We start from the raw sequence: 13,967 nt of genomic DNA on the forward strand, positions 1-13,967 counted from the left end.
ATTCTGAGCCCAAATACGCGGTAAGATAATTGTTAGTTTTGCTCGCATGCACCGCCTCCTTTTTCGGCTCACATTGTTGGCCTTCTGCATTGCCCTGTGGGTACCTGCCGGTGCACAGCGCGTTGGACTTGTGCTGAGCGGCGGAGGTGCAGCCGGATTGTCGCATATTGGGGTACTCAAAGCCTTGGAGGAAAACGAAATTCCCATTGACTATATCACCGGAACGAGCATGGGCGCTTTTATCGGCGCGCTCTACGCCATCGGATATTCTCCGGCCCAGATAGACTCGCTGGTGCGCACCGACTACTTTGCCATGGCTGCTGCCGGCGACTTTGAAAACCGATATCGTTACTATTACTACAACACGCTGAAAAGTGCGTCCATCATACAGCTCAGAATCAGCAATAAGTTCAACGTAACCAGCCTGCTTCCCACCAACCTAGTGAAGCCCACCATGATGGACCTCATGCTGATGGAGGGCATGTCGGTGCCGTCGGCAGTGGCAGATTACAATTTCGACAATCTAGTGGTGCCGTTCAGATGTGTGGCTTCAGACATTGAGAAAAAGCGCCAGGTCGTTTTCAGCAACGGAAACCTCGGTGAGGCTGTTCGGGCATCGGTCAGCTATCCGTTTTACTTTGAGCCCGTGCGATTTGGCGATAGGATCCTTTTCGACGGTGGTTTGTACAACAATTTTCCGATTGACGTGATGTACGATGTGTTTATGCCCGATTACATCATTGGCAGCAACGTAAGCGGAAACATTGCACCACCCGAAGATGATGATTTGCTGAGCCAGTTGGAGAACATGATTCGCGAAAAGACTGACTTTGATCTGGTGTGTGATGAAGGTATTCTCATTGAATCAGAGTTGGATGTGGGTACTTTTGATTTCAGCAAAATGGACGCCATTATTGCCGACGGTTATGCCCGCACGATTGCGCTCATAGACTCTATCAGGGCCGATGTAAGCCGCACCGTGAGTAAAGCTGAAATGCAGGAACGCAGGAAGGCCTTCCGCAGTAAACTTTCCCCACTTACCATAAGCGGGGTGGAAGTATCCGGAGTAAACAAGCGACAGGCTCAATACGTGGAGCGTGTGGCTGGTTTGCGCAGACGAGAGGAAGCGGTTCCGTTTGAAATTATGCGCCGCAGGTTTTACCACCTTATCCAGGATGAGAAAATCAGGTACGCCTATCCGAGTGCGCGTAAAAACGACCATGACGAACATTACACCATGGATATTTACGTGAAACGTGAAAAAGAGGTCATGCTCGAATTTGGTGGCCACCTGTCATCTAAACCAGTGAATACCGGATTTGTGGGATTGCAGTACAACCATTTTTCACGTTTGCCGATTTCGCTCTCAGCCAATTCTTATTTCGGAAAGTTTTACGGCTCGGTTATGACCCGCATAAAGATAGAGTTTCCAGGTGCCAACATGTTCCGGTTGGAGCCCGTTTTCACCATGAATCGCTGGGACTACTTCAAGAGCTTTGCCAATTTCTTCGAGGAATCGAAGCCCTCCTTCATCGTGCAAAACGACTGGTACACAGGCTTACTCGCCACACTACCCACCGGAACCAACGGAATTGTTCAGGCCGACATCAAATATTCGCAGCTCCGCGACCAATACTACCAGGACGACCTTTTTACGGCAACCGACACTTCCGACCAAACCTATTTCCGCAACGGAACAGTGGGCTTAAAGCTGGAAATCAGCAGTCACAACCAAAAACAATTCGCCACCAAAGGAAAAATGATTGACATTCGTGGCCGATACGTGAGCGGATCTGAAGAAACCATTCCCGGCAGCCGGTCATTCGAGGGATTGCAATTCAACGCCTACCGCCAATGGGTTCAGCTTAGTTTGGAAACTGATAATTACTACAACTTTGGTAAATTCTTTACCGGTGGAGTGTTCTTCAAAGCGCTTTATAGCAACAGACCTTTCTTTACCAACTACTCCGCCACCATTATTTCAGCTCCGGCTTTTCAGCCTATACCCGAGAGTCGCACCTTTTTTCAGGAAGAGTTCAGGGCGCATCAGTTTCTTGCAGGAGGACTCAAAGCCATCTTTCAAATCAACAAAAATTTTCACCTGCGCTTTGAGAACTTCAGCTTCCTGCCGTACCGTCGCATTGTTCGCAACGAAGAAAATATGGCGGCATACGGAGAGCCCTGGGAGCGTCCTTTTTTCCTGAGTTCAACCACCATCGTGTTTCAGTCGCCGCTCGGGCCATTGAGCTTTAGTGCCAACTACTACGAAAACCGCCCTTCGGAGCAATGGAGTTTCCTATTCAGCTTTGGATATGTGCTCTTTAACAAGCGCGGACACGAGTAAACCTGCTCAGGCCGGTACGTACACGACCGACTTGGTGAGAAAAAAGTCTTCATGGAAGTACTCGGCAATAGGATAAAAATCGGCCTCCACGCCGGCATCTCGAACTTCATCCCTAAGATCCCCCCCTTTTAGACTGAGCATACCGTTGGGAAGTGAATTGAACGTATCTGAAGCGAATTTTCCATCACTCCAGTGCCGCAACTTTTGCATGGATGCCACCGCGCGATTGACCACAAAATGAAAGGAGCCGCTCGCCTCCTCGGCCCGTCCGTGTGTAGCTTGCACATTCGTTAAGCCGAGAGCGGCACTTACTTCCTTCACCACTTTGATTTTCTTACCGATAGAATCCACGAGGTGAAAGTGGCATTCCGGAAAAAGAATGGCCAGCGGAATACCCGGAAAGCCTCCCCCTGTTCCAATATCAAGAATTCTCGTACCCGGTTTAAAGCGGATGACGCGCGCTATGGCTAGTGCGTGCAGCACATGACGCTCGTAGAAATGCTCCATATCCTTGCGGGATATCACGTTGATTTGCTGATTCCAATGCGCGTACAAAGGCCCCAGCTGCTCAAAGCGATTGCGCTGTTGGTCAGTGAGATCCGGAAAGTAGCGAAAAATGAGATCCGGGTCGGACATGATGGAAATCAGATACGCTCTTTGGTGTGGCGAAGCAAGTGCGAAAGAAGGTCGCGGGCTCTGAAGAGTTGTGCTTTTACAGTACCCAGCGGAAGGTCCAGTTCTTCGGCAATTTCCTCGTAGGAATATTCTTTGAAGTAACGCAGCACCACAAGCTCACGGTATCGCGGCTTCAACTTATCCACCACCTCGCGCATGGCTTCCACCTTTTGCGATTTCATAAAGCTTTCTTCCGGATCCAACTCTTCATCCCGCACCTCGTACGTCAGATCGTCACCCTCATCGTTGGAGATGGAATTATCGAGGGAAACCATTTTCTTCTTCTTTTCCTTGCGAAGAAAATCAATACAGTTGTTGGAAGCAATTTTGAAGAGCCACGTGCTGAAAGCATAGCTGGGTTGGTACTGCTCGAGGCGTTTGAATGCTTTTCCGAAGGCTTCGATGGTAAGGTCGTCGGCATCGTCGCGGTTATTCACCATTTTAAGCAGCATAAAGAAAATCGCGTCGCGGTAACGATCCATCAGCTCGGCATAGGCCCGCTGATCGCCTTTTACTGCTTTCTGCACCAGATCGTAATCGTATTTGGCTTTGTCGGATAAATGATCGTTTACTTCCATTTCTTCTGTTTTGAAAAAAGAGCGGCTACCAAAAGTGCAAACTGGTTTGCCAGAAGCACCACTTCGAGCAGTGGCGACCAGGCCCAAATATACTTGTCTTTGAGAACCCGGAAGCTGAGCCGAAAGATAACCAATTGCGTCATTACTTTGGTGGCTAAAAGCACCGAAGCGATGTACTGCGTGTTTTCGCAGGTAAACAAATAAATTACTGCCACTAACCATGTTGTTAGGAATAGTGGATAGAGCCCAAGCATCAACCTTGAACCCCATCGGTAGTGTGTTGCAGTACTGTAATGTCGTCTTTTTTGGCGCCACCACCGCAACCACGAATCCGGTCCTGAGGTCCACATCAATGCATCGGGGTGCACAATAACCGCCGTGTTCTTTTTGCGGGCAATGTCGCGCACCAGCAGATCGTCATCGCCCGACATAATATGGTAATGCTTTTTAAACCCACCCACTACATCATAGGCACTCCGGGTGTAGCCGAGATTTCTCCCCACGCCCATGTAGGGGAATCCCGCCAGCGCAAAACCTGAGTAAAACATAGCTGTGAGCAGGGTTTCGAACCGCACGAGCGCATTGACAAGTCCTTTGGCCGGCTTTGCAGGGCTCATTCCCAGCACCACTTCTTTGCCGCTTTGAAAACCCGCAGCCATGTGCCGCAACCATTGATTGCTTTCAGGCACACAGTCGGCATCGGTAAAAATAAGGAGCTCATGGGAGGCCTTTTTGATACCAAGCGTAAGCGGAAATTTTTTGCCCGGGCGGCGCTGAACATGCTCTTCAACAGTAACCACTTTGAGGTGGCTGTACACTTGTTGAAAGTTTAGAAGCTCATCACCGGTTTGGTCCCACGAATCGTCGTTTACCACCACTACTTCGAATTGAGGATAATCCTGCTCGAGTATGCGCGGTAGGTTCGCTATTATATTCTGCTCCTCGTTGTGGGCACAAATCACTACCGAAACTGCGGGCCAATCCATCCTGTCGGCCGGAGTCATTCTTTTTTGAATACCCGGCCTGAGAAAAAAGAACAGATAGTAGAAAAACAACCCACACAGTGAAGCAATGGCCAGCAAGAGCGCTGCGGCGGTTTGCAAATCGAGTTCTGTTGGCCAGAAGGTCATGCCGGCAAAATTAGCACAGGCATCATCTGCCCCGCTTGTTCTATCTTTGGCGTTATTTCGCTACTTATCAACAACGCGTAACACACCTGCATTTGTTCAAGTTTGATTTACTCTCTACCGACCCGGCCAGCAGTGCGCGTGCCGGTGTAATCTCAACCGCGCATGGCACCATTGAAACGCCCATTTTTATGCCCGTCGGAACAGCCGGCGCAATCAAAGGGGTGCATATCAGCGAGCTGGAAGAAGACACCCGTGCCGACATCATGCTCTCCAACACCTATCACCTCTATCTCCGGCCCGGAACAGAAATCATTCGCGGAGCCGGAGGCTTGCATCGTTTTAACGGCTGGAACAAACCCATCCTCACGGATAGCGGCGGATACCAGGTATATTCTTTGGCCGGGAGCCGAAAAATTACCGAAAGCGGCGTGAGTTTTAAGTCTCATATTGACGGAAGCGCGCACTTTTTCAGTCCGGAGCGGGCCATTGACATACAACGTGAAATTGGCGCTGACATCATCATGGCATTTGATGAGTGCACGCCCTACCCTTGCGACTACGAATACGCCAAAAACTCGCTCGACATGACCCACCGCTGGCTGCAGCGCTGCGTGGATCGCTTTGAAAAAAAAGTGCCCCTCTACGGATATGGCCAAACCCTGTTGCCCATTGTGCAGGGAAGCACCTACACCGATTTGAGGCAGAAATCGGCAGAGGTGATTGCGGGATTTGATTTACCCGGCAACGCCATCGGAGGCTTATCGGTGGGGGAGCCGCACGAAGAGATGTACGCCATGACCGATGTGGTTTGCAGGATTCTTCCCAAAGACAAACCGCGCTACCTTATGGGCGTAGGAACACCTGCCAACCTCCTGGAAAACATTGCCCTGGGAATAGACATGTTTGACTGTGTGATGCCCACGAGAAACGCCCGAAACGGAATGCTGTACACCAGTGAGGGGGTGATGAACATGCGAAATAAAAAGTGGGAAAATGACCACAACGTGATTGACCCCAACGGAACTTCGGGCGTTGACCAACGCTACTCACGGGCATTTTTGAGGCACCTCTTTATATCGGGCGAAATGTTGGGCCCGCAAATTGCAAGTCTGCACAATCTGGCTTTCTATTTGTGGCTGGTGCGCGAGGCCCGCAAGCACATCATGGCCGGTGATTTTACTACCTGGAAAAATCAAATGGTACCCAAACTCACCCACCGACTGTAGGCAGTTTTGAAAATTCTGGACAGATATATCATCCGCAACTTTCTGGGCACTTTTGTATTCATCATGGTGGTGATTATGAGCATTGCCGTGGTGTTTGACGTATCGGAGAAAATTGACGATTTTCTGCGGAACAACGCGCCTCTCAATGAAATACTGTTCACCTACTACGTGAACTTTGTGATTTTCTACGGTAACTTGTTCAGCGCGCTCCTTATTTTTATCACGGTTATTTTCTTCACCACCAAGCTGGCCAACCGCACCGAGTTTATTGCCATTCTGAGCAGCGGCGTGAGCTTTAAGCGGATTATGATACCCTACTTCTTTTCGGCAACCCTGCTGGTGGCCATTTCGCTGCTGTTGAATCACTTTCTTATTCCGGAGGCCAATAAAAAGCGGCTGTCTTTTGAAATGAAGTACTTCAGCTATGGCTGGACTCCCGACCGAACCAATATCCACCGCGAAATTACCCCGGGAACCATTGCTTATTTTCAACTGTACAGTCCGGCTTCGCTTTCAGGTTACAAGTTTGCACTTGAACAGTGGACACCCGAGGGTCAACTCAACTACAAGCTCGTAGCCGAGCGGGCAGCTTTCGACACCACCAACGGAAGGTGGCGTGTTCACAACTACTACGAACGCTTTTTTCTTCCCGGGGGACGCGGAGAAGAAATTCATACCGGCAGTAAAAAAGACACCCTCCTGGACCTTGACCCCGAAGATCTGCGTTTTAAAATTGACCTTGTTGCCGCGCTCAACTTTCGCGAAATGAGGGAGCACATCGCACAGGAAAAAATGAGGGGCTCCGACACCGTAACCTATTACGAAATAGAACTCTATCAACGAACCTCCTACCCCTTTGCCACCTACGTACTCACGCTCATCGCCGTGGCCATTGCCAGCAGAAAGGTGCGTGGCGGACTGGGCGTGAACCTTGTTTTTGGGTTTTTGATCGTGTTCATCTACATTTTCTCTATGCGGATGACCACGGTAGCGGCAACCAACGCAGGGCTGGATCCCATACTAGCCGTATGGATACCCAACCTGATTTTCGGGATTATCGGGGTGTTTCTCTACCGCAGAGCTCCGAAATAGGCTTAAAGCTCAAAGTACCACGCGTTCGGCCACAACTCACCGGGGTGTTTTTCAAACAAACCATATACAGCAGAACCACTTCCCGTCATGGACGCGTACAACGCTCCTCCTTTCTTCAATGAACCTATAACATTTCCAATCTCGGGGTATAGCGGCACCACACTGTCTTCAAACTGATTGCGAACAAGACTCTGACCATTGAGTAGCATCTCCTTTGATAGCTCCCGAAGGCTTACAGGGGCCGGAACCGGATTCACTCCGCTGTAGGCCTCACGCGTACCTACATGCAAGCGAGGATCTACCAACACCAGAAACAACCCACTTAAATCGAGGGCATGAGACTCCATCAACTCCCCTCGCCCGTGTACAAAAGCAGGTCTATTGCGGATAAAAAACGGACAGTCACTGCCCAGCTCAAGCGCCAATACTTCCAATTCGGGGGTTTTCAATCCAAGCTGGAACATATCATTCAGCATAAGGATAGCAAAAGCGCCATCGGCCGAGCCGCCACCCAACCCCGCTCCCATGGGAATCATTTTCCGCAAATGCATATGCACCGGCTGCACGGCTTCGAACCGGCTGTGCATAATGCGCCATGCTTTCACGCACAAATTGGCATCATCTTCACCTGGAATATTGAGACCAGATGTAGTAAACCTAAAGGTATCGGCAACCACCATTTCCAACGCATCAGAAAGCGGCACGGGGTAAAAAATGCTCTCAATGTTGTGGTATCCGTCGTCCCGACGGCCGGTAATGTATAGGCCAATGTTGATTTTGGCGTTGGGAAATGAAATCACAGAATTAGTTTGCCGCAAAAGTATCAATAGGGGCTATAACTTGAAGGAAGAGCAAAAAATTCTGTCAGGAAAAAAACTTTGTACCTTCGTCGCGATAATCCAAACACAACTGCATGGCCGTTTTCCTTGATTTTGAAAAACCCATTGAGGAGTTACAGATTCAGATTGATCAGGCGCGTGAACTCGCTGAAAAGAGTGAGGTAGATGTACAACAGGTGCTGGCCGAACTCGAAGAGAAGATTGTCCGAAAACGGGCGGAGATATACGGTAACCTCACACCTTGGCAGCGCGTGCAGGTTTCTCGCCATCCTGAAAGACCTTACACACTTTATTATATCAAGGCACTTACCGGCGAAAATTTTATTGAGCTGCACGGCGACCGGAATGTAAAGGACGACAAAGCCATGGTGGGTGGTTTGGGTACCATTGACGGCAAGCCTGTGATGTTTATTGGCCAGCAAAAAGGGGTAAACACCAAAATGCGCCAATACCGAAACTTTGGAATGGCCAACCCGGAAGGCTACCGCAAAGCCTTGCGCTTAATGAAGCTTGCCGAAAAGTTCAACATTCCGGTGGTTTCTTTGATTGACACTCCCGGCGCCTACCCCGGTCTGGAGGCAGAGGAGCGCGGTCAGGGAGAGGCCATTGCCCGCAACCTGTTTGAGATGGTGAATTTGCGGGTTCCCATGATCTGCGTGATTATTGGCGAAGGTGCATCAGGTGGTGCATTGGGAATTGGCATGGGAGACAAAGTATACATGCTCGAAAACTCCTGGTATTCTGTAATCTCTCCTGAAAACTGCTCCACTATTTTGTGGCGCACATGGGATTTTAAGGAAGTGGCAGCAGATGCGCTCAAACTTACGGCTCAAAACATGCTCGACCACAAGTTGATTGATGGAATTATTCCTGAGCCGGTTGGGGGTGCCCACACAGATCCGGAGGGGACAGTGCGCAACATCAAGTCGCAGCTACTGAAAGACCTGGCTAAGTTGAAAAAAGCGAGTCCTGACCGGAGAATTGCTGCCCGGATTAAGAAATACGCGTCGATGGGCGCTTACGGCTAAGCCTGCACGCTAAGGATTTCTGTTGTAGAGTACACAAACATCTCGCGGGTTGTTTACCGCAATGGTTCCTATTTCCTGCATTCCGTTCCCCTGAAGGCTGAACACGTGGATATGTGATTGCGTTAAACCAAAAACCCTGTTGCCCAAAGGGTCGTGCACCAAACGGTGGAAGTCGGGCCCGTTGTAAAAAACCTGTAGCGGGCCCGCAAAATTGAAGCGGTATACCGTGCCATCGATTTGAAACAGATAGCGGCGATTTGCCAGTTTACACACAGCGGTGATCTCTCCTTGAGGCAACGTCCCGATTTGTGTGAAGTTTTGACCCATAATGTTGTATTTCCTGATTCTGGGCTGGCCGTTTTCGTTCACAAAGATGACGGTCTGATTGGGCTCGGTGATATTTTCCGAACTTACATCGGGAAACATCTCCACCACATCACCCTGCATTCCAATTCGAAACTCTACTGCACCGCTTACCTTGAAAAACACGGTGAAGTCCTGGCTGGAGTTATCTATGCGTCGTTCTATGGCAAAAGCGCGGTTGTCGGTAAGCAGGCACGTCACGGGCCGATGCAGCAACAGCTCCGTATCAAAGCCGGCAATCACGCTTCCGCTTTTGTTGAGAATCTGAAAAAAATGATCCGTATCGCCCACCAGCAGTTCGCCATTATTGGGGTTCAAACTTACACTTTCAATGCTACGCCAGGATGTGTTGTTGGGTATATCGTGCTCCCATTGCTGACCGAATTCCGGGTAATTCAAAGCGCGAATTTTACCGTTTACAGTTGACACCACTTTCACGTTTCCTTCCAGATGATTGGGCACCAAACGCTGCACATCACCGGCACCGCTCAGAACCGGGTTCATCACCCCGTTTTCCAGCAGGGCTACTGTTCGGTTGTTTCCTGCCCCATATGCCACCATAACAGCTTTCTCTTCCAAGGGCAAGGGCACTAGATTGATTTTCCGGAAAATACTGGTGTGATTATCATTATCGTAAGCAATGAGATTCAGGTAGTAAGGCTGCCCTCCCTGTAAATCGGGGCGGTTGATGTAAAAAGCCTTGTTCAGCTGATAAGTGGGTGTTCCGGGAAACTCATCGCCCATATTGGCAAGGCTTGAACCCGCAGCATTGGTGAGACTAACTTTTACGCGGCGCACCACTTCATCGTCGGTAATGTGGGCGTTTACCACGATCGTGTCAACAGAGTATATCAGCGCGTTTTCGGCCGGGCTGTTCCATGTAACCTGCGGCCCTACACCGTCGGAATTTTGCTTCTTACAAGCAGTTAAAGCCCACAGAACACAAATTAACAACAACAAATTGTTCATTACTCTCACAGCCTAAATGTACGAAAAGCCCGTATAAGCCGTATCTTCATAGATTCACTCCGGTTGATTTCCTAATCGCTATCTGCTTGTTTCACAGGGCTGTGACCAATCACTAACAATTGTTCAAAACCCGTCTTGAAAACATTGTCAAATCAAAAACAGGAATGCGAAACCGGATGGTGAAGCAAGTATAATTTTGGGCCGGAAAAAGAAGAAACCATGGCAGAACTGGAAGTAGTTGAGAATAAGAAAGGAAGTAAAATGGCAGCTGTATCCATGGTGGATGGTGGCAAACTCCAACCTCAGGCCGTAGAGTTGGAAGAGGCTGTACTAGGTGCGATGATGCTCGAGAAAAATGCGGTGAACGATGCCATTGAGATTCTATCGGCGGAGAGCTTTTACCGTGAGGCACATCAAAAGATTTTTACTGCCATCAAAGAGCTGTTTGCCGACACCGAGCCTATCGACATTCTCACCGTAACGAACCGGCTTCGAAAGAACGCTCACCTGGACGACGTAGGCGGCCCCTATTACATAAGCCAACTCACCAATAAAGTTGCATCGGCCGCCAACATTCAGTTTCACGCCCGAATCATTGCCCAGAAGTACATCCTGCGTGAGCTCATTCGCATTTCTACTGACATAGTTCGCGAGGCTTTTGACGACACGACCGATGTATTTGACCTGCTCGACAAGGCTGAACAAAGCCTCTACAAAGTAGCCGAGGGCAACATCCGAAAGGACGTGAGCAAGATGCAAAACCTGATGGCCGAAGCCATCAAGCAAATTGAGGAAGCCGGTAAGAAGGACGGCGGTTTGAGCGGAGTGCCCACAGGCTTTACCAACCTGGATCGCCTGACGGGCGGTTGGCAGCGATCCGACCTTATTATCATGGCGGGTCGACCGGGTATGGGAAAAACCGCTTTTGTTCTCTCGATGGCGCGAAATGTAGCCGTGGAATTTGAACGGCCGGTAGCTGTGTTTTCACTGGAAATGTCTTCATTGCAGCTTGTAAACCGTTTGATTGCCAGCGAATCGGAAATATCAGCAGAAAAACTCCGGAAAGGAACCCTGCAAGAGCACGAGTACCACCAGCTTCACTCTCGCATCAACCGCCTGTCTGAAGCACCCCTCTTTATTGACGACACTCCGGCCCTTTCGGTTTTTGAATTACGCGCCAAATGCCGACGACTCAAAGCTCAGCACGGTATCGAACTCATCATTATTGACTACCTGCAATTGATGACGGCAGGAGGAGATAGCAGTAAAAACGGTGGTAATCGCGAACAGGAAATCAGCACTATATCGCGCTCGCTGAAAGGATTGGCCAAGGAACTTGACGTGCCCATCATTGCCCTATCGCAATTGAACCGGTCTGTTGAGACGCGTGGAGGAGACAAACGACCTCAGCTCTCTGACCTCAGAGAATCGGGCGCCATTGAACAGGACGCCGACCTTGTGACCTTTGTCTATCGCCCCGAATATTACAACATTACCCAGGACGAAAACGGTGAATCGACACTGGGCATCGGAGAGATCATTGTGGCCAAGCACCGTAACGGAGGTTTGGACAATGTGAAGCTGCGGTTTATCGGCCACCTTGCCAAATTCGATAACCTGGAGAGTTATGACTTTGACCAGCAAGGAAATATCAAACCCAACACCGAGTTTGATACGCCCAACACCATCACACGGCCCTCGCGTATGGATGATGTTTCGCTGGATGATGACGACGATGATGATTTTGGTATTGACCTGGATGACAGCTTCAACTAAGCCCACTTTCTGACGGCCTGTCAGTCTGCATACTTTGGCCGGTATTTTGTACCTTTCGGTTTCTGAATGCCTTTGAGAAAATACTTTGCTTCTGTGGGCGTTTTGAAAACAGGAAAACCGAAGATTACCCTATGAAAAAGTGGATATTGATTGTGGTGTGGGTCCTGCTCTCCGTAAATCTGTTTGCGGCCAAGTTGCTCATTCCGATGGACGACACCCAGAAAAATCACCTCAAAGCCTACGGAATTGCCTATTGGGTGCTACAAAACGATGTGGATGTTGAATGGCTTTTAAACTACCGGGGAGGTAGTTTTATGATTCAGCACCTACCCAGTCTTGAAGAAGAATGTATTATCAGGGGCGTTACATACCAGGTAATTGCCGATGTTCAAGCAGCTGCCATCTTACGCGAAATAGCAGACCCCGAAGTAAACATGGAGGTGGTAAAGCTGGAGAAAGCACCCAAAATAGCCGTGTACTCCCCAAAGAGCAAACTGCCCTGGGATGACGCTGTTACGCTGGTATTAACCTACGCTGAGATACCGTATGAAGTTATTTACGATACGGAAATCATCAACATGGAGCTACACAAATACGACTGGCTGCACCTTCACCATGAGGACTTTACCGGACAGTACGGTAAGTTTTACAGTGCCTACCGAAACGCACCATGGTACCGCCAGCAAGTGCAGGAGGCCGAAGCCGATGCAATGGCTTTAGGTTACGCCAAAGTATCTGAACTTAAGCGCGATGTAGCACTCAAAATACGCGAGTACGTGGCTGGTGGTGGTTTCCTCTTTACGATGTGCTCAGGAACCGATACATATGACATAGCACTCTCAGCAATGAATATTGACATTGTGGAGTCTATGTTCGACGGTGACCCCGCGGACCCCGCAGCTCAAAGCAAACTAGATTTCAGCCAAACCTTTGCATTCAAAGATTTTCAGCTTGAAATGGACCCCTACGTCTATGAGTTTTCAACCATTGACGGAACAACCATCCACTCGCGCACACCCCAGCAAAGCGACCTTTTTACCTTGTTTGATTTTTCGGCTAAGTGGGATATCATTCCTACCATGCTCACACAAAATCACCAACGCGTCATTAAAGGTTTTATGGGTCAAACCACTTCATTCAACAAAAAGTACATCAAGTCGGATGTTCTGATACTGGGTGAATCCAAAGCACTGGGAACCGCCAAGTACATTCACGGGGAATTTGGCAAAGGGCAATGGACATTTTACGGTGGGCACGACCCGGAAGACTACCGGCATCTTGTTGGCGACCCGCCTACCGATTTAAACCTGTACCCCAACTCGCCAGGCTACAGACTGATTCTCAATAACATTCTTTTTCCTGCAGCGCGTAAGCAGAAACAAAAGACCTGATGGCAGTAACTAGCAAAATGCAGAAACTGCCTGTTACCATTCTGGCATCTGTTATTGCCATAGTCTTGAGTGCTGCCACCGTATGGCTCGTTAACACGCTTTCCAACATCATGAATGAAGAACCCTGGCGAACAGACAGGATCGTTATTTCTGCATTATACCCCTTTCTGATGTTGATTTTTGATTCAAAGCAGCGCGACATTACAAGGATTCTGGCTGCTTCAGGATTTGCGGTGCTCTATTCGCTTGCGGGTTTTCTATTTTAACCCTGCTCGTGGAGCTTTTTCGGAAGACGTAGGAAAGGGAAATTTCACTTAGAGTAAGTTATTGATGGCCTCTGCCAATTTCTCGTCCTTTTCGGTAATTACGTTGCCCGCATCATGGGTAGATAGTTTTATCTGAACCCGATTGTACACATTGTTCCAGTCAGGATGATGGTTGTGCTGTTCGGCGAGCATAGCCACGCGGGTCATAAAGGCAAAGGCCTCAGAAAAATTACTGAATTTAAAATCCCTTACCAGGGTATTGTTTTCGTTATTCCAGTCTTGAACCATGG

Annotated in this window: 13 protein-coding genes; 7 read left to right on the forward strand and 6 right to left on the reverse strand. The window is 49.2% G+C overall.

Annotation, left to right across the window (positions count from 1 at the left end; translation table 11 throughout):
* The first annotated feature begins 46 nt into the window (after positions 1-46).
* Positions 47-2,344 (forward strand): hypothetical protein, encoded by a 2,298-nt coding sequence (locus EA392_09655; protein TVR38485.1) that lies wholly within the window; start codon positions 47-49, stop codon positions 2,342-2,344.
* 6 nt (positions 2,345-2,350) lie between these two features.
* On the opposite strand, the gene rsmG is transcribed toward EA392_09655, so the two are convergent.
* Genes rsmG through EA392_09670 form a run of 3 tightly spaced genes read right to left on the reverse strand, consistent with a single transcriptional unit; the run spans position 2,351 to position 4,727 of the window.
* A complete protein-coding gene (rsmG, locus tag EA392_09660; GenBank protein ID TVR38486.1) occupies positions 2,351-2,980 on the reverse strand; it encodes a 16S rRNA (guanine(527)-N(7))-methyltransferase RsmG in 630 nt (209 codons plus the stop codon).
* Positions 2,981-2,988: 8 nt separating this feature from the next.
* Positions 2,989-3,597, reverse strand: coding sequence for a sigma-70 family RNA polymerase sigma factor (locus tag EA392_09665; protein ID TVR38487.1), 609 nt, complete (start codon positions 3,595-3,597; stop codon positions 2,989-2,991).
* Entirely contained in the window at positions 3,588-4,727 is a 1,140-nt protein-coding gene (locus EA392_09670) for a glycosyltransferase (protein ID TVR38488.1), read from the reverse strand. The genes EA392_09665 and EA392_09670 overlap by 10 nt, the downstream gene beginning before the upstream one ends.
* 92 nt (positions 4,728-4,819) lie before the next feature.
* Between EA392_09670 and EA392_09675 the strand changes: the two genes are divergently transcribed.
* A complete protein-coding gene (locus EA392_09675) occupies positions 4,820-5,953 on the forward strand; it encodes a tRNA guanosine(34) transglycosylase Tgt (GenBank protein TVR38489.1) in 1,134 nt (377 codons plus the stop codon).
* 63 nt (positions 5,954-6,016) lie between these two features.
* Positions 6,017-7,045 (forward strand): YjgP/YjgQ family permease, encoded by a 1,029-nt coding sequence (locus tag EA392_09680; protein ID TVR38490.1) that lies wholly within the window; start codon positions 6,017-6,019, stop codon positions 7,043-7,045.
* Between the two features lie 2 nt (positions 7,046-7,047).
* Here the strand turns inward: EA392_09680 and ispE are convergent, their stop codons facing one another.
* On the reverse strand, positions 7,048-7,845 hold the full coding sequence (gene ispE / locus EA392_09685; GenBank protein TVR38491.1) for a 4-(cytidine 5'-diphospho)-2-C-methyl-D-erythritol kinase: 798 nt from the start codon (positions 7,843-7,845) through the stop codon (positions 7,048-7,050).
* A gap of 113 nt (positions 7,846-7,958) precedes the next feature.
* On the opposite strand from ispE, the gene EA392_09690 reads away from it, so the two are divergent.
* Positions 7,959-8,912 (forward strand): acetyl-CoA carboxylase carboxyltransferase subunit alpha, encoded by a 954-nt coding sequence (locus tag EA392_09690; GenBank protein TVR38492.1) that lies wholly within the window; start codon positions 7,959-7,961, stop codon positions 8,910-8,912.
* Positions 8,913-8,921: 9 nt separating this feature from the next.
* Here the strand turns inward: EA392_09690 and EA392_09695 are convergent, their stop codons facing one another.
* Complete coding sequence (locus EA392_09695) at positions 8,922-10,244, reverse strand: hypothetical protein (protein TVR38493.1); 1,323 nt, start codon at positions 10,242-10,244, stop codon at positions 8,922-8,924.
* A 219-nt stretch (positions 10,245-10,463) separates the two neighbouring features.
* Between EA392_09695 and dnaB the strand changes: the two genes are divergently transcribed.
* The 3 genes from dnaB (at position 10,464) to EA392_09710 (ending at position 13,677) form a co-directional block, all read left to right on the forward strand.
* Positions 10,464-12,020: a replicative DNA helicase gene (gene dnaB / locus EA392_09700; GenBank protein TVR38494.1), complete on the forward strand. Its 1,557-nt coding sequence runs from the start codon at positions 10,464-10,466 to the stop codon at positions 12,018-12,020.
* A 131-nt stretch (positions 12,021-12,151) separates the two neighbouring features.
* Positions 12,152-13,411 (forward strand): asparagine synthetase B, encoded by a 1,260-nt coding sequence (locus EA392_09705; GenBank protein TVR38495.1) that lies wholly within the window; start codon positions 12,152-12,154, stop codon positions 13,409-13,411.
* Entirely contained in the window at positions 13,411-13,677 is a 267-nt protein-coding gene (locus tag EA392_09710) for a hypothetical protein (protein TVR38496.1), read from the forward strand. Before EA392_09705 ends, EA392_09710 begins: the two co-directional genes overlap by 1 nt.
* A gap of 48 nt (positions 13,678-13,725) precedes the next feature.
* Here EA392_09710 and EA392_09715 read toward each other — a convergent pair whose 3' ends face one another.
* Positions 13,726-13,965, reverse strand: coding sequence for a 4a-hydroxytetrahydrobiopterin dehydratase (locus tag EA392_09715; GenBank protein ID TVR38497.1), 240 nt, complete (start codon positions 13,963-13,965; stop codon positions 13,726-13,728).
* Positions 13,966-13,967: the final 2 nt, after the last annotated feature.

The organism is Cryomorphaceae bacterium, assembly GCA_007695365.1.
Classification (GTDB): domain Bacteria; phylum Bacteroidota; class Bacteroidia; order Flavobacteriales_D; family SKUL01; genus SKUL01.